Here is a 19870-nt window from a genome sequence, read left to right on the forward strand (position 1 = left end):
GGGGTCGCATCCGGTCGCCGAGCCCGAGTTCAGGCGACGATTCACGACCCCTCCCGCAGTGCGCCTGGGCACGTCACACCAGGTCGTGGCGGACGATCACCTCGTCACGCTCCGGACCCACACCGATGACGGAGATGCGCGTGTTGCTCATGCCCTCGAGCGCGAGCACGTAGTCCTGCGCATTCTTCGGCAGATCGTCGAACGTACGCGCCTTCGAGATGTCCTCGGTCCAGCCGGGGAAGTACTCGTAGATCGGCTTCGCGTGGTGGAAATCGCTCTGGTTCACCGGAACGTCGTCGAAGCGCTCTCCGTCGACGTCGTAGGCCACGCACACCGGGATCTGCTCGAGGCCCGTGAGGATGTCGAGCTTGGTGAGCACGAGGTCGGTGATGCCGTTGACCCGCGTCGCATATCGGGTGATCGGGGCGTCGTACCAGCCGGTGCGGCGGATGCGTCCCGTCGTCGTGCCGTACTCGAAGCCGGTCTTGCGCAGCCACTCGCCCTGCTCGTCGAGCAGTTCGGTCGGGAACGGGCCTGAACCGACACGGGTCGTGTACGCCTTGACGATGCCGACGATGCGGTCGAGGCGCCCCGGCCCCACGCCGGATCCGGATGACGCGCCCGCCGCTGTCGCGGTCGACGAGGTCACGAACGGGTAGGTGCCGTGGTCGACGTCGAGCATGGTCGCCTGACCGCCCTCGAAGACGACGACCTCGTCGCGCTTCAGCGCCTCCTCGAGCAGGTGACCGGTGTCGGCGACCATGGGGCGCAGCCGCTCGGCGTAGGACAGCAGGTCGTCGACGATCTCGTCGCACGTGATCGAGCGGCGATTGAAGACCTTCACCAGCAGGTGGTTCTTCTGGTCGAGCGCGCCCTCGACCTTCTGGCGCAGGATGTTCTCGTCGAAGAGGTCCTGCACGCGGATGCCGACGCGGTTGATCTTGTCGGCGTAGGCCGGGCCGATGCCGCGGCCGGTCGTGCCGATGTTGCGCTTGCCGAGGAAGCGCTCGGTGACCTTGTCGAGCGTGCGGTGGTACTGCGTGATGATGTGCGCGTTCGCGCTGACCTTGAGCTTGGAGACGTCGACGCCGCGGGCCGAGAGCGCCTCGAGCTCGTCGAAGAGCACCTCGAGGTCGATGACGACGCCGTTGCCGATCACCGGCGTGACGCCGGGAGACAGGATGCCGGAGGGCAGCAGGTGCAGCGCGTACTTCTCGTTGCCGACAACGACGGTGTGACCGGCGTTGTTGCCGCCGTTGAACTTCACGACCCAGTCGGTGCGGTCTCCGAGCAGATCAGTTGCCTTGCCCTTGCCCTCGTCGCCCCACTGGACGCCGACGATAACGATTCCTGGCATGGGTATCCCCCTTGCTTTCGCCGGGTTCGCACCGGCCGATGAGCTGGCCCTCTTCGGGCGACTCCATCCTACCGACTGGCCTCTCGCTGCCCTCTCGGCGGGCCATCGCGCACGACATGGCGGGAAACCGACGACGGTTGGCAGTCGACACGATCGACGAATGTCCGTGGCCGGCGCGATGATCGGGGGATGCCAGAAGTATCGCCGCGCCCGATATCGACCCAGCTGGAGGGCGACCAGCCACGCGGGCGGGCGCCGCTCATCCTCTTGGCTGCGCTCGTGACGGTCGTCCTGTGGGCTTCGGCGTTCATCGGGATCCGCGGGGCCGGCCCGCATTTCGACCCCGGCGCACTGGCGCTGCTGCGCATGGCCATCGGCGCGGCGGCGCTCGGGGTCATCGCTCTGCGCCACGGAATCCGTCTCCCAGCACGTCGGCACTGGCCTCTCGTGATCGTCTGGGGCATCGGCTGGTTCTGCGTCTACAACCTCGCGCTCAACAGCGCAGAGCGCACACTCGACGCAGGGACGGCGGCGATGGTCGTGAACCTCGCCCCGCTCATGGTGGTCGTCTTCAGCGGTCTGCTTCTGCGCGAGGGCTTCCCCAAGACGCTGATGGTCGGTGCGCCGGTCGCGTTCCTGGGCGTGGTGCTGATCGGCATGAACTCGGCGACGAGCTCGGGCTTCGACGTCACCGGTCTGCTGCTCGCGCTCCTCGCCGCGGTCATGTACGCGGGTTGCACGCTGCTGCAGAAGCACCTGCTCAGCGCGGGCGTGGACGGGACGACGCTGACCTGGCTCGGCGCCGTCGCCGGCACGGTGGCGCTCCTGCCGTGGCTCGGAAGCCTCATCGGCGATCTGCAGACCGCACCTCTGGATGCCACGTTGTGGGTCGTCTATCTCGGCATCTTCCCCACCGCGATCGCCTTCACCACGTGGGCCTACGTCCTGCAGCGCAGCACGGCGGGGCAGACGTCGGCCACGACGTACATCGTGCCGGCGATCGCCATCCTGATGTCCTGGATCATCCTCGGAGAGGTGCCGACGCCTCTCATGTTCGTGGGCGGCGCGCTGTGCCTCCTCGGGGTCCTCATCACCCGGATGCGACGGCGGACCGTGCAGACAGGGTCCCGTGTCAGCCCGCGTGTCCTTGAGTGAATCTCGAGGCGACAACGCCCTGCAGGTCGGCGTCGCGGACCAACCCGGGGATCGACGCGTCATCCGGCAGTGAGATCGTGTGCTCCAGGCGGATGTCCTGCGAGGACGCGCCGACCTCGACGATGAACTCACCGGCCTCCCGCCGCCACAGTCCAAGACGATCGTCACCGCGATCGGCCGCAACGTCCCAGTAGGCGAAGTCCCGCCCATCGAGGTCGAAGCCGACTTCCGCGGATTCACCCGGTTCGAGGTGCACCTTCTCGAAACCGCGCAGCTCCCGAACCGGACGCGAGACCTCGGCATCCGGATCACCGACGTACAGCTGCACGATCTCGGCACCCGCTCTGGACCCTTCATTGGTCACTCGGCAGGTGACACGAACGCGTCCGACAGCGGCATCCACGATCTCGACGCTCAGATCGGCGTATCCGAACGATGTGTACGAGAGTCCGTGCCCGAACGGGTACAGGACCCTTCGCCGCAGCGCGTCATACCACCGGTAGCCGATGAACACGCCCTCGCCGTACAGGACCACGCCCCGCTCACCGTGCCAGTTCGGGAATCCAGGGGTGTCCTCAATCGCCAGCGGATACGTCTCGGCGATCCGCCCCGACGGGTTGGCCAGCCCGAACAGTGCTCGTGCGATCGCGGCGCCGACGCCCTGCCCGCCGAGTCCGCACTCGACGATGCTGTCCACGCTGTCGTGCCAAGGCTCCATGGTCACCGGCGACCCGTTGGCCAGGACGATCACGAGTGCGGCACCGGTTCGATCCCGCAGTTCCGCGAGCTCGGCGATGAGGACGTTCTGCTCCTCAGGGAGCGCGAGCGAGGCTCGATCATTCGCCTCCTGCTCGAATGCGAGGGGCAAGCCGGCGAAGACGATGATCGTCTCCGCGTCCTGCGCCGCCGTCAGTGCCTCATCGATCAGCCGACGAGCAGTGTCGGATGGCTGTGCTTTCGCGAGATGCTGAACGGCCTCGGCCAGCTGCAGTTCTTTGGCCAGGGTCGCGGACCGGCGCGCGACCTTCGGGCGCTCCTCCACGAGCGTGATTCCGTGGGCGGCCAGAGTCGCTACGTTGTCGTCCTGATATGCGTTCTTCGGGAGATGCACGTAACCGGGGGCGTATGAGACCCGACCCGCCCCTGCGATCGCACGGATCTCCTCCAGGGGGACGTCGACCCGCGTCGGATCCACGCCGGACGACCCGCCGCCCTGGATGCGGGCGTGCTCCGCGAAAGCGCCGATCACGGCGATGCGACCGCCGTTCTGGCCCAGCGGGAGAGCTGGGCCTCCGGCCGGTCGTGCGTCGTTGCGTAGCAGCGTGATGGATGCTGCAGCGGCCTCACGCGCCAGCGCGTGGTGCTCATCCGCTTTCAAGAGCCTCAGCTGCTCGTCCGTGAGACGGTCACCAGCGGCATGACCGAGGTGCATGACCGGGCCATCGACGACGTCGACACCGGGATACGCGCGAGCCACGAGGGTGAGTACGCGTCGCGCGGCGGCATCCACCACGGCCTCGTCGAGATTCCCGGCACGCACGGCGGCGACGACCTCGGCGTCCGTCCTGCCCGCTGTACCAGGCATCTCGAGGTCGAGACCCGCACGCAGCGCCGCAACACGGTCGTGGACGGCGTTCCAGTCCGAGACGACGGCACCCTGATAGCCCCACTCCTCGCGAAGCACTTCCGTCAGAAGCCAGCGGTTCTCGGATGCGTGGATGCCGTGGATGCGGTTGTACGAGCACATGACCGTCCAGGGGTCCGCCTGACGGACCACCCGCTCGAACGCGGCCAGATACGTCTCGCGAAGGGTGCGGTCATCGGCGACGACGGAGATCCGCGTCCGCTCGATCTCCTGGTTGTTGGCCGCGTAGTGCTTCAGCGACGCACCGACACCAGTGGACTGCAGCCCAGTGACGTACGCCGCTCCGAGTTCGCCGGAGTGGAACGGATCCTCTGAGAAGTACTCGAAGTTGCGGCCGCATAGCGGCGAGCGCTTCATGTTCACCCCGGGGCCGAGGACGACCTGGACGCCCTCCGCCCTGGCCTCCTCGCCGATCGCCGCTGCGACTCGACGCACGAGGTCTCTGTCCCATGACGCTCCCATCGCGGATGCCGTTGGGAACCCCGTCGCCGGCACCCACATCATGTCCACACCGGTCTCCTTGCGCAGTCCGTGAGGGCCATCGCCCACCTCGATCGACGGGACTGCCTGCGTGAGGCCCGGCCGGTCGATCGCTTGCGTGAACCAGTCGTCGACGCCGGAGAGCAGCGACACCTTCTCTTCCAGTGTGAGCTCGGCCAGCACGGTGTCGACGTCAAGCGCGGTGTCGACGTCGAGCGCGGTGTCGACGTCGAGGGCGGTGTCGACGTCGAGGGGAGGGAGTGCCATGAGGTCCTTTCGAGGTGAGCTGGGGCGGTGCGGATCAGGTGAGCGGCGGCAGGGCGTCCGCCTGGAGCTCGAGGAACTCGTCGAGCATCGCTACCGCGCGGTTGTGAGAGTCGACCACCGGGTCGAGCAGGATCGCCTGGAGCAGCTTCTGCTTCGATTGCTCGGCGTACGCCTCGACGAGCAGTTTGTGGATGGATCCGTGCAACTGGATCATCGCGAGGATGCCCTCAGGGAGCGGCTCCATCTGAATGGGGACGAGTTCGCCGTTCTCGACTCTCGCCGGCACCTCCACGACCATCTCGTCAGGCAGCCCGGGGATCGCTCCCCGGTTCGGGATGTTCACGGCTGGGAGGTCGCGCTCCACACCGCACGCGACCCACTCGATGATCGGAATCGCCAGCTCCTCCGAGGACTCGATCGGAGTCTCCTCCAAGGAGTGCTCGAGCGAGGTGTCTGGGCGCGGCGCGTGGAACGGGCGGTCCGTGTCAGCGAAGCGGATCTCGTAGTACCACTCCGGCGTCGGGGCACCGGGGCGCCAGGGCGAGCCGTCAGCGGGGTCGTGGAAGTACTGCAGCTGCGCCGGGACGTAGTCGTCAGCCCAGCTGATGTACTCTCCGATGTGATTGGCGCTCGGCGATGGCCACAGCCCGAACCGGCGGAACAGGATGCGGGACAGGCCGATCTCGTGCCAGTCGGACACCCAGTTCGCCTCGCGCTCGACCTCGCGCAGACGCGGGTAGAGGTCTTCCCCTGTCTCACGGTCGCGCACCGCTTGGAACCACGTGAAGTGGTTGATGCCTGCAGCTGGAAGCTCGAGTCGTTCACGCGGCATGTCGAGGAACGCGGAGATCTGGCGCACGCCATAGAAGTAGCCGTGGCACAGACCGACGACCTTCACCGATGTCAGTCGTGAGATCGCCTCACAGACCTTGTGCTCGGGGTTGGAGAAGTTCAGGAACAGCGCATTCGGTGCATGCTTCTCGATCGCGCGGGCGATCTCTAGCAGCGGCCCGAACTGACGCAGGGCGTGGAACATCCCGCCGGGTCCCCCGTTCTCGCCGTAGACCTGCTTGAAGCCGTGCTTGCGGGGCACCGTGAAGTCCTGCGACCAATAGTGGTAGCGGTCGACCTCGATCGCCGTGACGACGAAGTCCGCGTCGGTGACCGACGCGTCGAGGTCGGTGGTCGACGAGACGTCGGCCGAGTGCTGGAGGCGCTCGATGAGATGGCGCGTGTATGCCTCCATCTCGGCGAGCGGCTCGGCTGCGATGTCCATCAGCACGATCTGCAGATCCTTCTGCGCGATCGGTTCGCTGAGAAGGAGGTCTCGAACGATCTTGCCGGCGAACTCGCGGCTGCCTGCTCCGATCAGGGTGACTTTCATGATTCCGTGCTCCGATTCGAGTTGATGGTCGATGGATGCCCGCCGCCGAGGCGACGTGCGAGTGCGATGGCTCCGGTGACGGGCGGATGCCGAAGGATGTGCAGGGTCACCTCGGGGGTTACGAGCTCGAGCGCTGCACGAACCGCGCCCTGCAGAAGCGACTGAGCTTCGATCACCGCGCCGCCGGCGACCACGTCACGCGCTGGGACGCCACGACGGCGCAGCTGTGCGACCAACCCAGCGAGGGCGCTGCCTGCCCGCGAGATCACGGCGGCCGCGAGAACGGATCCTTCCGTCGCGGCCGTGAACACCTCAGGAGCGCGCGCACCCCACGCCTCGGCGGACGCCGTCTGCGTCGCTACGAGCGCCAACTCGGCACCATCTCGAACCGAGAACGCCGCCAGCAGCCGCGTCACGAGCGGATCAGCGCCACTCGCGTCGTCGAGGTGGGTGAGCACCGCGCGAACCGCTTCGCGAACGAGGGCTGGCGCACTGCCCTCGTCGCCGATCAGCCATCCCCAGCCACCGGCGGTGAGGAGTTCCCCACCCACTGTGCGGGCCGTCGCGATCGATCCGGTTCCGACGACGACGCCCACGGCATCAGGGAGGCCCATCGCAGGAGACATGAGCTCAGAGTCGTTCAGCACGAGGATCTCGCCGGCGAGCCTTCGCCCTAGTGCACGCTCGAGGTCGTGGCACTGTTCCGTGCTGTCGCAGCCGTGCGCGCCGACGACGATCGGAGCTTCCTTCACCGAATCGCCGAGCTGCTCGACGAGCACGCCGACGAGGCCCACGGCGTCCGCCTCGGGGTCGCCGAGCGGACCCCGCCAGGATGCTGACGACACGACGACGTCGCGCAGTGTCCCGCCTGCCGGGTCCTGCGCGGCGAGGGCGATCCGCGTCTTGGTTCCGCCGATATCGACGCCGACGACGTTCATACCCGCACGGATGCCGCGTTGCGGTCGGCGACGATGCGAGCGTTGCGGCATTCGGTGATGATCGTGGCCGGCCATTCGGCGTCATAGGCGGTGGTTGCGGTGATGCGAGCGAACGCCTCGCGCTTGTTGTCGCCGGTGAGGATCATGATCGCCTCGGCGGACTGGCTTGCGATGGTGTCGACGCCGACCGTGACGCCGTTTTGCGGCACCATGTCGAGTTGGGTGAACTCGGGGAACGTGCCCATGTTGTCGCGTCGTGTCGCCTCACCGAGGACGACGAGATGCGTCCGCGCGTCACGCCCGGTGCCCGGCTGATTGAACGCCACGTGGCCGTCGCTGTCACCAGACGCGAGGAGGAACACATCGATTCCTCCGGCGTCCGCGATGCGCTGGTCGTACTCCGTTGGATCCGCAGGATCCGCCGTCCAGATCCGATAGGGCGCGATCATGCCCGCTGCCCTCGCGGCCTCCGCGATGGGCGCGAGGATGTCCTCTCGCGCGAAGCGCTGGCACGAATACGAGGCATCCGGATCGACGACGCGGAACCCGCCGGTTTCGGTCTGCACCACGTAGTCGTCCATCATCACGATGACGAGTTGTGACAGATCGCTGCCGGCCGCAGCACGGCGAGCGAGTGCCGAGTAAACCGGAACCGCGGTGCGTCCGCTCGGGCATCCGAGAAGGAACGGTCGGTCGACGGCGGCGCTGAGTCGTTCGACGATGACGTCGGCGACGGCTTCGCCGACCTCATCGGCGGAGTCGAGGATCTGGGGAGAGAGTTGCACTTTTGCTGCCTTCGTATCGAGCGGATGACGCCTGGTCATTCCTTGATGGCGCCGGCGAGCATGCCGGAGATGAACTTGCGCTGGAAGATCACGTAGAGGATCAGGACCGGAGCCGCGACGATGAGACCGCCAGCGGCCATGAGATTGATCTGCGTGACGAACTTGCCCTGAAAAACTCCCAGCGCCACGGTCGCCGTCTGGTTGTCACCGTGCAGGAACACGAGAGAGAGGAAGTAGTCGTTCCACGTCCACATGAAGCTGAGCAGGATCAGGGTGTAGACGGCCGGCATCAGGTTCGGAACGGCGATCGACCACAGCATCCGCAGCGGGCCCGCGCCATCCAGCTCCGCCGATTCGAAGACGGCACGCGGGAGGGCCCGGAAGGCGGCGCGCATCCAGAACACACCGAAGGGGACTCCCATGCCCAGATGGATGAGCATCACACCGAAGAGATTGTTCGTGAGGCCTATGGTGCGGAACTGGTAGTAGAGCGGCACGATGATGACCTCGAGCGAGACCATCATGCCCAACAGGATCACGGGGAACAGGAACCGTTCGCCGACCACGCCCAGCACGCCGAACGCGTATCCCCCGAGCAGTGCCAGCAGCACACCGACGACGACGACCACCACCGTGATGATGAGCGATACCGTCATCGAGCGAGCGAACTCGGCATCGTTCCACGCGGTGACGAAGTTGCCCCATTGCAGGTCGCTGGACGGCCGCCCTGCGCGATCAGGACTCAGCGACGCGGCCAGGAAAGTGCCGACCGGCCACAGCACGATCAGTGCCATGACGGTGAGGATGACGTAGTTCCAGAGCTTCTCGGAACGAGATGACACGATTACTCCCTTTCCGAGATCCGAGTGATGATGAGAGCGATCGCGAGGCACAGCATGGCCATCACGACGCCGATGGCAGCCGCCTGGCCGACGTTAGGGTTCACGAACGCCGCCTTGTACAACGCGACTGCGGGTGTCTGCGTCGACGTACCAGGGCCACCGCGCGTCGTGATCCAGATCAGGTCGAACGCTCGGAGCGCTGCGGTGATGGTGAGGGTGAGCGCCACCGCGATCTGGCCGCGGAGGCCGGGGAGTGTGACCGAGACGAATTCCCGGATCGGTCCCGCGCCGTCCATGCGTGCCGCCTCGTAGAGATCCGTCGAGATGGAGGATGCGCCCGAAATGAACAGCACCATGCAGAACCCGAACGTGACCCAGGTACCGATGAGGCCCACCGCAGGCAGAGCCCAGGTGAAGTCGCCGAGCCAGTTCTTGGCCAGTGCATCGAGCCCGACCGCGCGCAATGCTTCATTGATCGGTCCTTCCGGCGCGTACATCCGCTTGAACAGCAGTGCTGTGACGACACTCGTCAGCACCTGCGGCAGAAAGAAGATCCAGCGATAGACAGCCATTCCCGGCTGACGTGAGCGTGTGATCAACGCGGCAGAGAAGAGCCCGAGGGCGATGGGCAGCACGGCAAAGAACACCAGGAGCACCAGCACGTTCCCCAGCGTCGAGCGCAGCACGGGATCAGTGAAGAAGTTGACGTAGTTCTGGAATCCGACCCACACGGAGGCGGATACGCCGTCCCACTTGTAGAACGAGTACTGGATCGACTGGACCATCGGCCACAGCACGACCCCGGCGTACAGTGCCAGCCCTGGGAGAGCGAAGAGCAGCCCCACCCGGCGGGAGCGTCGACGCGCACGTGATGTGCGGCGGCGCTTCCCACCGGTGACGATGAGTTCGGTGGCCGCGGTGTCGCCACTGGCCGGACGGCCGGCGGCGACACCGAGATCGGGGATGGCCATGGGTCAGGATCCGGACTCGGCGAGGAACGCATTCCGGTCGTCGTCAACCGCCTTGGTGAAGTCCTCTGGCGTGGTCTTGCCCGCCATCAGCAGCTGAGTGTTCTGCGACAGGATGTCCAGCATCGTGGGGCTCGCCCAGTCGAAGTACGGAACGTAGCCGTCATCGGAGTCGAGGGTGGACGTCGCCGCCGCCTCGCCGCTCTGGCTGAGCGAGTCGGGGGTCTCGACATCGTTGAGCATCGGGACCAGACCGAGGTCGACGGCCGCCTGGCTCGCCTCTTCGGACATCAGATAGTCGAGGAACGCCGCGGCGACGTCAGGGTGCTCGCACTTGGCCGAGATGACCATGGCACCGGGTGCAGCGCCGACGCCGACGGTCGAATCACCACCGACCTGGGGCAGCTGGATGTATCCGAAGTCGTCGAGCTGTTCGCCGGACAGGCCGAGTGACCCCGTGTAATCGAACCGGAATACGCTGTCGCCGTCGAGATAGTTCGCGAGTGTGGTCTGGTAGTCGAGCCCCTCGAAGTTCGGCATCAGCCAGCCATCGTCACCCCATTCCTTGAGCGTGGTCGCAGCGTCGTTGAACCCGGTGTCCGCTGCCGTCACGTCCTCGCTGCCGTAGACGAAATCATTGATGTCGTCGGCCGATCCGTATAGCGCCTGCAGGCCCAGCAGGGCTGCTGTGTTGCCGTCGAGACCGCTGTAGCTGAACGGCACCTTTCCCGCCGCCTTGATCTCGGCCGCGGCATCCTCGAGGTCATCGAGGCTGGTAGGCACCTCGATCCCGAGGTCCTCCAGCAGGCCGGCGTTGTAATAGATGCCGATGAGCGAGGCCCTGGCCAGGGGCGTCGCGAACCAGGTGCCTTCGCCGATGGTCTTGAAGTCGCTCGTGAACTGGTTCTGACGCGCGATGGTCGTCGGGACCTCGTCGTTCCAGTCGTACAGGTCGGCGTAGGCGTCGAGGTCGACCACCAACCCGCCCTTCGCCAGGGTGCCTAGCGACGACCATCCGTTGTTCGCCGAAGCGATGTCCGGTCCGCCGGCATCCTGCAGTTGCAGGTTCAGCGTGCTGGTCAGCTGGCCCCAGTCCTCGCGGGTGCGCTCGATGGTGACGTTCGGGTACTTCTTCTCGAAGTTGTCGATCAGAGTGGTGATCCACTCCTCTTCGGCCGAACTCCAGAAGTCGGAGAGCTTGAGCGTGACGTCCCCGGCACCGGCTACGTCGTCCGAGACCTCAGTGGGGCCACTGCTCTGTGTGGCGCCGCCTCCCGGAGCACAGGCGGACAGTGCCAGGGCTGCGGCCAAGCCGGCAGAAAGCGCCCCTGCGGCGCGAAGTTTCTTCGACAACATCGTTCACTCCATCGTGGTGGTCGGGTATTGCTCGAGGGGGTCTGCGGAGTCGGGCTCCGAGGACATCTCGAACGCTAACACCGATGGACCAGTTGCACCAGTCAAATACCAATTTGCGGCATAATTGATCCAGATGGCCTCCGTGGTATGTTGGCGTCGTGGTATTGACCCCGGCCGCCGCACAGGCATACGAGCAGCTGTCTCAGGACCTCGCGATCGGCGTGTTCTCGCCGGGAACGCGGTTGCCTGGCGAACGCGATCTGGCGTCGCACATGAGCGTCAGCCGGTCGACGCTTCGCGCCGCCCTCGGCGCTCTCGAGGCCGAGGGGCGTGTCAGTCGCTCCGCTCAGCGCGGATGGTTCGTGCCACCGCGAGTCGTCGGAGAGCCACCCAGCACGCTCCAGTCGTTCACGGAGATGGCTCGAGCGCGTGGACTGCGCCCGACGTCCACGGTGATGCGCCGTGAGATCCGTCCGGCGACCATCGACGAGGCCGATCATCTCCGGATCGCTCCCACGTCGCCGGTCATCCAGATCGATCGCCTGCGCGGCCTCGACGGCAACCCGGTCTGCTTCGATGTCGTGGTCCTGCCAGAGCAGCGGGCGCGAGCGCTGATGGACATCGATCTCACCGATCGCTCGCTCTACGACCTGCTGCGTGACGAGTGCGACGTCGCGATTCACCGCAGCGCGTACAGCGTCACCGCCGCCATCGCGGACGCACCGCTCGCGAAGCTTCTAGGGGCCAGCGTCGGATCCCCCGTGCTCGTCGGAGAAGAGACGGCATACACCGCGGACGGCACGCCGGTACTGCTGGGAGTCAACCGATATCGCGGGGATGCCTATAGATTCCAAGCGGACCTGTTCCGACGCCAGCAGCACAAACCGTGATCCCGAGGGGGAGCCGATGACGACCTGGTGGCCCTACGTCCGACTTGCCGCAGCGGTGCTCGGCCTGGCCGCGATCATCCGGCAGCTGACGCTGAGTCTCGGCAACGCTCTCTCATCGGAGACCGCGTGGGGCGGCCATCTGCCGACTGTCATCGCGAACTTCTTCAGCTACTTCACGATCCTCTCGAACGTCCTCGCCGTGATCGCCCTTGTGATCGGCGGGCTGTGGATGCTGCGCACCCGGCGCACCGCAGAGGCGGAGCCCGCTTGGCTCGCGACGCTGCTCGCCTGCGCGTCGACGTACATGATCGTCACGGGCATCGTCTACAACCTGCTGCTGCGGAACATCCCACTTGCCGGCATCTCGGACGTCTGGACCAACGAGACCCTGCACGTGGTCATCCCTCTCGTGATGCTCGCCGACGTGCTGTTCGCGCCGCGACGTCGCGCGCTGCCCCGGGGTGCGATGCTGACGGCCGTGATCTTCCCGATCGTCTGGGCGGCGTACACGCTGATCCGCGCGAACTTCATCGTCGGCCCAGCGCATGGCAACCCGTGGTGGTACCCCTACCCGTTCCTCGACCCGCACCTCCAGGGCGGCTACCTCGGAGTGGTGGCGTACATCGTGGGCATCGCCGTGGCGATCATCGCGATCGCGGCCTTCGTGGTCTGGGTGGGTCGACGTCGCGGCGCCTCTCGCTGACGGGAACCACTGCCCATCCACAGGCGCGCACCGGAGTGGAAGCCGCGATTACGCTGGCAGGATGACCGAGCCGAACGCAGCCCCCGTTGGAGCGCCAGCCGCCCCTCCGCCCCCACCGCGCCAGGCTGCACCAGCGGCACCGCGCGTCGCCGATCCTTCGATCCCCGCATCCTCCGGCCCGACCGCCGCGGAGATGCAGAGCGCCACCGGCATCCTCAAGGTCATCGCCAATGCCTATTCCGCGAAGATGGTCGGCCAGGAGCGCCTTCGCACGAGCCTGCTCGTCTCGCTCATCGCGGGCGGGCACATCCTGCTCGAGTCCGTCCCAGGGCTCGCCAAGACCACAGCGGCATCCACCCTCGCCGACACGGTCAAGGCGAGCTTCAAGCGCATCCAATGCACACCGGACCTGCTGCCGAGCGACATCACCGGCAACCAGATCTACGACGCGGCCACCGGGTCGTTCCGCACCGTCCTCGGCCCGGTGCACGCGAACTTCGTGCTGCTCGACGAGATCAACCGCTCGAGCGCCAAGACCCAGTCGGCGATGCTCGAGGCGATGCAGGAGCACCAGACCACCATCGGCGGCGAGGTGCACCACCTCCCCAAGCCGTTCCTGGTCATCGCGACCCAGAACCCCATCGAGCAGGAGGGAACCTACGAGCTCCCAGAGGCGCAGATGGACCGGTTCCTGCTCAAGGAGATCGTCGAGTACCCGAGCCCGGCCGACGAATTCGAGATCCTCAACCGCATCGACTCGGGCGTGCTCGACCCCGACCGGCACGTCGCCGGCGCGGTGTCGCTCGAGGACGTCAAGGCCCTGCAGGAGACGGCGTCCCAGATCTATGTGGATGCCGCGATCCGCAACTACATCGTCTCGATCGCATACGTGACCCGTAACCCCGCCCCCTACATCGGCGAAGACCGCGCGCGCTTCATCAAGTACGGGGCGAGCCCGCGCGCGAGCATCGCGTTCCTGCAGGCGTCGCGCGCGCTCGCGTTGCTGAACGGCCGGGCCCATGTCATCCCCGAGGACATCCGCGCCCTCCGCCATCTCGTCCTGCGCCACCGCGTGCTGCTGACGTTCGAGGCCGACGCCGAGGGCATCCGCAGCGAGGAGATCATCGACCAGATCTTCTCGGTCGTGCCCACACCGTAGCCATGCCCAGTCTGATCACCCAGGTGAAGAGCAAGCTCTTCATCCACTCGTCGCAGAAGTCGATGCATGCGCTCGACGGCGCCTACGCGTCCCTTCTGCACGGGCGCAGCCTCGACTTCGAGGACCTGCGCCAGTACGAGTACGGCGATCAGATCCGCGACATCGACTGGCGGGCGACCGCCCGGATGGGCGAGCCGCTCGTCAAGCGCCATCGCGCGAACCGGATGCACACGATCCTGTTCGTCGTCGACACCGGCCTGTCGATGACCGCCCTAGCGCACGACGAGAAGCCGAAGAAGGACCTGGCGATCCTCACCACCGGAGCCCTCGGCGTCCTGGCGCTGCGGCACGGCGACGACTTCAGCATCGTCCACGGCGACGCCGAACGCATCCGCCGCCGCGCACCTGGGCGCAGCGAGGGAGCACTCGAGCACGGACTGCGCACGATCGAGCACGCCATCGACACGGCATCCGCCCCCAGTGATCGCGACGCTCTGCTCGCGTTCGTCGCACGGACGATCGCACGCCGCTGCATCGTCGTGATCGTGACGGACGAGGCACCCGTCACGGACGAGACGGAGCGGATGCTGCGCCGACTGCGCGTCCAGCACGACGTCCTGTGGATCACGCTCCGCGACGCCGACCCCGTGCTCGCGAGCAGGTCCCACGCGTCGCGCGCCGATGTGAACACGCACTGGTCGATCCCCGACTTCGTGCACGGTGACGCCGAGGTTCGGGACGAGATCATCGCCAGGACGCAGGCGGATGCCGCCCTCCGCGACGACCTGCTCGATCGCCTCGAGATCAGCCGGGCCTCCCTCGACACCCAGGATGCCGCGGTCACCGACCTGCTGCGCATGCTGAATCGGAGGGCACATGTCCGGCGCTGACGAGCTCTACCCTCCCGCGCAGTATGGCTGGGGCTGGATCCTGCTCGCGATCGGCATCATCGCTCTGGTGATCCTGGCCGGCTGGCTCGTCGTCTTCCTCACCCGACCGAAGCGCAGCATCACGATCGCGGGTGCCGCACCGATCATGCCGCCCACCAGCGATGTGCTGTCCATGCTCCGAACGGAATACAGCACCTCGATCGATCGCATCGAGGCCGCGTACCGCGATGGCGCGATCGACGCACGAGAGGCGAATCTCGAGCTCAGCCGCTCGATCAGGTCGTTCGTCAACGAGTACAGCGGCCTCGAGGCCCCCGTCCTCGCACTCGACGACCTCGTCCGCCTCGGCGTTCAGCCCGAACTCATCGACGCGATCCATCGTCACTACTACCCGAGCATCTTCCGGCGCGGTACCGCCATCGACCCGCACGCCGGCGCCGAGGCCGCCCGCGCGGTCCTTGAGAAGTGGCACTAGGGGGTGACGACATGGCATTAGCCCAGTGGTGGGTGATCCTCATCGCGGCCGGAGTGGTCGTGCTCGCCGTCGCCACCGGTCTCACCATCGGCCTTCGCCGGGGCGTCCGACATCGCACAGAGCACAGCGCGCCGATCGCCCGCGCTGAGCGCCTGCGGACGCTGCCCTCGTTCCGGAGAGCGGTGAATCGGCGCACCGCCGCGCTGGCCGGCATCCTGGCTCTGGGCGTGGTGACGACCGTCGTCGCCGGTGTCGTCGCCGCCCGCCCCATGTCGTCGCAGACGATCCAGCCGGTGAACACGAGCCGAGACATCATGCTGTGCCTCGATGTCTCCGGGTCCATGAGCGACGTCGACGTCGAGGTCCTCAGCGTGTTCGAGGAGCTGCTGGACGGATTCGAGGGCGAACGGATCGGGCTGACCATCTTCAACAGCTCGCCGGTGCAGGTCTTCCCGCTCACCGACGACTACGAGTTCATCCGCACGCATCTGCAGAGCATCCGCGAGAGCTTCGACTACACCGATGAGATCCCCGAGCACTGGATCGGCACCCTGAACGGACCAGGAGCCTCTCTCATCGGAGACGGGCTCGCGTCCTGCGCCATGCGCTTCGATCATCTGGACGACGAGCGCAGCCGATCGATCATCCTCGCCACCGACAACGAGCTCGCCGGAGCGTCCATCGTCACCCTCGAAGAGGCCGCGCAGTACGCGGCATCCACCGGCATCCGCGTCTTCGCGCTCAATCCGGTGCAGGGCGTGAACACGCGGATCAGCGACGAGCTCGTGGCCGCAGCGCAGTCCACCGGCGGCGAGGCGTACGGGTTGCGCGACACGACGACGGTCGCCGACATCATCGCAGACGTGCAGGAGCAGGATGCCACCGAGCTCCGCGGCCAGGCGCAGGTCGTCTGGACCGACACCCCGAACCTGTGGATCGCCGTCCTGCTCGTGCTCACCCTCGGTTTCATCGTGCTGATGTGGAGGGTCAGACTGTGATCTTCCAGCCCGTCCTGAACGTCTTCCTCCTGATCCTGCTGTTCGCTCCGGTCGCGGCGGTCGCCGTCTGGATGCTGGTGCGAGGGCACCCTTCGACAGGCTCAGGGACCGGCCTGTGGGCGATGCGCCTCGTTATGCTGCTCGCCTGCTTCGCCATGCTGCTGCGTCCCGGCATCCCCGGCGGCGCCACCGAGACCCTCGCGACGGACACCGACATCGTCATCGTGCTCGACACGACCGCGAGCATCGTCGCTGAGGACTGGGACGGCGACCACCCACGCCTCGACGGCGCTCGGGCCGACGTGCAGGCGATCGTCGACGAGTACCCCGGCGCACGCTTCGCCCTCATCACCTTCGCCGGCGCGGCGGAGCAGCGGCTGCCGCTCACGACCGACACGACAGCGCTGATGTCCTCGCTCGAGGTGCTGAGGCCCGAAGTGACCTCCCAGTCCCGCGGCAGCTCCATCGGCATCGCGCACACGATGCTCCAGGAGACGCTCGCCGGCGCGGCCGAATCGGCGCCCGACCGGTCGCGGATGGTGTTCTACCTGGGCGATGGCGAGCAGACCGTGTCGAGCGATCCCGAGTCGTTCTCCGGCAGCGCGCGCTACGTCGACGGTGGTGCCGTACTGGGGTACGGCACCACCGAGGGCGGACCGATGAAGGTCACCTCCGGGTCGTTCAGCGGCGATCAGGGTTACATCGACTACCAGGGGCAGCCGGCGATGTCGGTGATCGACGAGACCAACCTGCAGACCATCGCGGACGATCTCGGGGTTCCGCTGCAGGTGCGTTCGGCGGACGCCGCGATCGACCTGCCCGCGGCTCCGACCACGACGACCGACTACGCCGCGTCCGGCTCCGTGGGCAACGTGATCGAGCTGTACTGGGTGTTCGCGCTCATCATCGTGCTGCTGCTCGGCGTCGAGCTCGCGCGCGCGGCTATGCTCACGGCGCAGCTGCGCGGACTGGCCTTCCGCGGAGGTGACGCATGACCGCCCCCACGCAGGCGGATGCCGCGGCGGCCCTCCTCGCGGCGAACAGGCGGCGGCGCAGCATCCGCCGCTGGATCGCGATCGGCACCCTGCCCCTGACGCTCACCGCCCTCCTCGTCGTCGGCAAGGTGCTCAGCATGTACGGCTTCGCCCACCAGGCGATCTCGACGTACGTCGTGGCCGACTACTCCGGTTCGACCGCGGCCGCGCAGGGGCAGGAGTTCCTGAACTGGTTCGAGCCGTTCAAGGCGCCGTACAACATCGGCACGGCCCTAGCCGGGGCCGAAGAGCTGGACGGCGCCAGGGCGAAGCTCGAAGAGGCGCTGCCCCTGGCATCCGGACTCGAGGTCTGCGCCGTCCGCGTCAATCTCGCCCTGGTGATCGAACGCCAGGGCGATGCCGCACGTGATGCCGGCGACGGCGAAGCGGCAGCCCAGTTGTACGGTGAAGGCCTTGTCGTCACCGCCGAGACGCCCGAGGAGTGCAGCAGCGACGAAGCCGAGCAGCAGTCGCCGGACCCGCAGCGCGACATGAGCGAGACGCTCGACGAGCTCGAGAACCGGCTGCAGGAGAAGCAGCAGCAGAGCCGGCAGAACGGCGAGGAGAACCCCGACCAGGGCGAGGAGCAGGAGCAGCCGTCAGGCCCAGGTCAGGACAAGCTCGACGAGCTGCAGGACAAGCTCGATCAGGGTGCTGAGGAGCGCGAGCAGAACATGGGCGACGAGGACGGCCCCGGCGGCGGGACGGACAAACCATGGTAGATCCGAAGCGCACCCGCTACCTCGCGGGCGCTGAGGGCGCCCCACCGGTACCGCCGCCCGGCGGGTACCACGGCGCTCGGCGCAGGACCGCGCCCGCGGCCGCTCCGCTGGTGAGCACCGCCGAGGCTCCGGCGGAGAAGCAGCCGGCGAACGCGATCGGCTGGGCCGCTCTGCTGGCGGCGATCCTGTTCGCGCTCACGCTGCTCGGAGCGCTGCTGGCCGGCGCCACCAGCCTCATCTACGGCGTGACGATGCTTACGGTGCAGCTGGTCGTCGTCGGCGTCGTCGTGGCGGCTCTGTTCACCGCGCGCGGGCGGGCGCTCGGGGCATCCGCACTGATCATCACGCTCATGCTCAACGTCGCGACGATGGGGGCTGCGAGTGCGCTGCAGACATCGGCATCCGGCAGCTACGGCGGCCAGAAGACTGCGGAGCAGAAGCACGAAGAGGCCTTCCCGGGCGTCAAGGACAGGTCATCGAGTGAGATCCTCGCGCAGCCGTCGCTGGAAGAGGTCCGCGAGCAGAGCGACGCGACGCTCGCCGAGATCCGGCGACGGCTCAGCGACCGGTTCGGATACACCTGGACCGAGGTCGCGCCCGAGGATCTGCGGCCCGAACGCAACGGCTACGGCGGGGAGTCGATGCTCGTCCAGTACATCTCGGTGCCGTGGGCGACGAACGAGCCGGTCCAGGACTACGAGCGCAAACTCGACGTCATGGAGGTGATCGACGAGGTCGTCACCGAGCGCGGCATGTACGGGATGTACTCGTTCAACGACCCGTCGTCGAGCCTCGACAGCACGATCCTGCAGAGGTTCTACGGGTCCAGCGACCCGCGTACCCAGCACACCTGGGAGTGGTACACCGACAACTACCCCGACCCACTGCGCTTCTACGCCGTGATCCATGACCTCTCCAACGACCCGGCGGGCGAGTTGCGAGCCGAACGTGAGGCCGACAGCGCGAAGTCCGGGGAGCCGCTGGAGGGTCTGCAGATCTACTTCCTCGCACCGGAGCTGCTCAGCGAGGCCGACGTGGAGGAGTTCGAGGAGCGGCTGCAGGAGTACCCGGGGTCCTGACCGCGGCGGGGTCAGTACAGCTAGGACGCGAGCGACAGCCCGGCGGCGAGTGCGAAGCCGAGCACCGTCGCGAGTCCGGTCGACTCCTTCGCCTTGGACTGAGCATCCGGGATCATCGAGTCGACAAGCATGACGAGCAGGGCCCCGGCGGCGAAGCCGCTCGCCCCGGCGCGGAACTCGGGGCCGACGGCATCCGCCAGCGCGAAACCGGCGATCGTCGCGATCGCGCAGACGCCCGCGACGCCGGCCCACAGCCACAGCACCCGCGAGCGCTTCATGCCGCCGTCCATGAGATCGGCGGCCGAGCCGATCGACTCGGGCAGGTTCGAGACGACGATCGCGATGACGAGGGCGACGCTGACCCCTTCGCCGGATGCCAGGCCGATCCCGAGGACGAGCTGCTCAGGGATGCCGTCGAGCAGTGCCCCGACGGCGAGCGGGCCCCCGGCGCCCTTCGAAGCCTTGCGCTCGACGAGCCTGTCGCCGACGTAGTAGGCGAGGGCGCCTGCGGCGACACCGACCACAAGCGGGACTGGACCGGCAAGATCCAGCCCCTCCTCCCACAGCTCGAACGCGATGGACGCGATGAGCGCCCCGGCGCCGAAGCCGAGGACGATGCCGAGCAACCGAGGCGGCCACTTCCGCAGCATCGCGAGCACGGCGCCGACGAGCAGCGGCGCAGCCGCGACAGCTCCCCACAGGATCGCCTCTCCCATGCGCTCACCCTAGCCCCGGGCATCCGC

General features: G+C 67.2%; 19 protein-coding genes. 10 read left to right on the top strand and 9 right to left on the bottom strand.

What is annotated here, in order from left to right; all coding sequences use genetic code 11:
• Positions 1-73 precede the first annotated feature (73 nt).
• Complete coding sequence (locus KHB019_RS09300) at positions 74-1357, bottom strand: adenylosuccinate synthase (protein ID WP_230104247.1); 1284 nt, start codon at positions 1355-1357, stop codon at positions 74-76.
• A gap of 189 nt (positions 1358-1546) precedes the next feature.
• On the opposite strand from KHB019_RS09300, the gene KHB019_RS09305 reads away from it, so the two are divergent.
• On the top strand, positions 1547-2512 hold the full coding sequence (locus KHB019_RS09305) for a DMT family transporter (RefSeq protein ID WP_337458769.1): 966 nt from the start codon (positions 1547-1549) through the stop codon (positions 2510-2512).
• Here KHB019_RS09305 and KHB019_RS09310 read toward each other — a convergent pair.
• From KHB019_RS09310 to KHB019_RS09340, 7 genes are read right to left on the bottom strand one after another with little or no spacing between them, the layout of a single operon-like run.
• Complete coding sequence (locus KHB019_RS09310) at positions 2490-4904, bottom strand: beta-glucosidase family protein (protein WP_337458770.1); 2415 nt, start codon at positions 4902-4904, stop codon at positions 2490-2492. The genes KHB019_RS09305 and KHB019_RS09310 overlap by 23 nt on opposite strands.
• A gap of 34 nt (positions 4905-4938) precedes the next feature.
• Positions 4939-6288 (bottom strand): family 4 glycosyl hydrolase, encoded by a 1350-nt coding sequence (locus tag KHB019_RS09315; protein ID WP_230104250.1) that lies wholly within the window; start codon positions 6286-6288, stop codon positions 4939-4941.
• On the bottom strand, positions 6285-7277 hold the full coding sequence (locus KHB019_RS09320) for an N-acetylglucosamine kinase (protein WP_325471981.1): 993 nt from the start codon (positions 7275-7277) through the stop codon (positions 6285-6287). Before KHB019_RS09320 ends, KHB019_RS09315 begins: the two co-directional genes overlap by 4 nt.
• A complete protein-coding gene (locus KHB019_RS09325) occupies positions 7223-8011 on the bottom strand; it encodes a 6-phosphogluconolactonase (RefSeq protein ID WP_230104252.1) in 789 nt (262 codons plus the stop codon). Before KHB019_RS09325 ends, KHB019_RS09320 begins: the two co-directional genes overlap by 55 nt.
• Positions 8012-8046: 35 nt before the next feature.
• Entirely contained in the window at positions 8047-8853 is an 807-nt protein-coding gene (locus KHB019_RS09330) for a carbohydrate ABC transporter permease (protein ID WP_230104253.1), read from the bottom strand.
• A 2-nt stretch (positions 8854-8855) separates the two neighbouring features.
• Positions 8856-9824, bottom strand: a complete 969-nt coding sequence (locus KHB019_RS09335; protein ID WP_230104254.1) for a carbohydrate ABC transporter permease — start codon at positions 9822-9824, stop codon at positions 8856-8858.
• A gap of 3 nt (positions 9825-9827) precedes the next feature.
• Positions 9828-11177 carry an ABC transporter substrate-binding protein gene (locus KHB019_RS09340; RefSeq protein ID WP_230104255.1) on the bottom strand — a complete coding sequence of 450 codons (1350 nt, stop codon included), beginning with the start codon at positions 11175-11177 and terminating at the stop codon, positions 9828-9830.
• A gap of 158 nt (positions 11178-11335) precedes the next feature.
• Here KHB019_RS09340 and KHB019_RS09345 point away from each other — a divergent pair, with 158 nt between their 5' ends.
• The 9 genes from KHB019_RS09345 (at position 11336) to KHB019_RS09385 (ending at position 19127) form a co-directional block, all read left to right on the top strand.
• A complete protein-coding gene (locus tag KHB019_RS09345) occupies positions 11336-12067 on the top strand; it encodes a GntR family transcriptional regulator (RefSeq protein WP_230104256.1) in 732 nt (243 codons plus the stop codon).
• A 16-nt stretch (positions 12068-12083) separates the two neighbouring features.
• Positions 12084-12770 (top strand): Pr6Pr family membrane protein, encoded by a 687-nt coding sequence (locus KHB019_RS09350; RefSeq protein ID WP_337458771.1) that lies wholly within the window; start codon positions 12084-12086, stop codon positions 12768-12770.
• Positions 12771-12831: 61 nt separating this feature from the next.
• Positions 12832-13929 carry an AAA family ATPase gene (locus KHB019_RS09355; protein WP_414684052.1) on the top strand — a complete coding sequence of 366 codons (1098 nt, stop codon included), beginning with the start codon at positions 12832-12834 and terminating at the stop codon, positions 13927-13929.
• Between the two features lie 2 nt (positions 13930-13931).
• Positions 13932-14819, top strand: a complete 888-nt coding sequence (locus tag KHB019_RS09360; RefSeq protein ID WP_230103968.1) for a DUF58 domain-containing protein — start codon at positions 13932-13934, stop codon at positions 14817-14819.
• Positions 14806-15294: a hypothetical protein gene (locus tag KHB019_RS09365; protein WP_337458772.1), complete on the top strand. Its 489-nt coding sequence runs from the start codon at positions 14806-14808 to the stop codon at positions 15292-15294. Before KHB019_RS09360 ends, KHB019_RS09365 begins: the two co-directional genes overlap by 14 nt.
• A gap of 11 nt (positions 15295-15305) precedes the next feature.
• A complete protein-coding gene (locus KHB019_RS09370; RefSeq protein ID WP_337458773.1) occupies positions 15306-16292 on the top strand; it encodes a VWA domain-containing protein in 987 nt (328 codons plus the stop codon).
• Positions 16289-17287 carry a vWA domain-containing protein gene (locus KHB019_RS09375; RefSeq protein WP_337458774.1) on the top strand — a complete coding sequence of 333 codons (999 nt, stop codon included), beginning with the start codon at positions 16289-16291 and terminating at the stop codon, positions 17285-17287. Before KHB019_RS09370 ends, KHB019_RS09375 begins: the two co-directional genes overlap by 4 nt.
• Entirely contained in the window at positions 17284-18048 is a 765-nt protein-coding gene (locus KHB019_RS09380) for a hypothetical protein (protein ID WP_337458775.1), read from the top strand. Before KHB019_RS09375 ends, KHB019_RS09380 begins: the two co-directional genes overlap by 4 nt.
• Entirely contained in the window at positions 18042-19127 is a 1086-nt protein-coding gene (locus KHB019_RS09385) for a hypothetical protein (protein WP_337458776.1), read from the top strand. The genes KHB019_RS09380 and KHB019_RS09385 overlap by 7 nt, the downstream gene beginning before the upstream one ends.
• A 20-nt stretch (positions 19128-19147) precedes the next feature.
• Here KHB019_RS09385 and KHB019_RS09390 read toward each other — a convergent pair whose 3' ends face one another.
• On the bottom strand, positions 19148-19843 hold the full coding sequence (locus KHB019_RS09390; RefSeq protein ID WP_337458777.1) for a ZIP family metal transporter: 696 nt from the start codon (positions 19841-19843) through the stop codon (positions 19148-19150).
• Positions 19844-19870 lie beyond the last annotated feature (27 nt).

It is taken from the genome of Microbacterium sp. KHB019 (assembly GCF_037285405.1).
Taxonomy (GTDB): Bacteria; Actinomycetota; Actinomycetes; order Actinomycetales; family Microbacteriaceae; genus Microbacterium.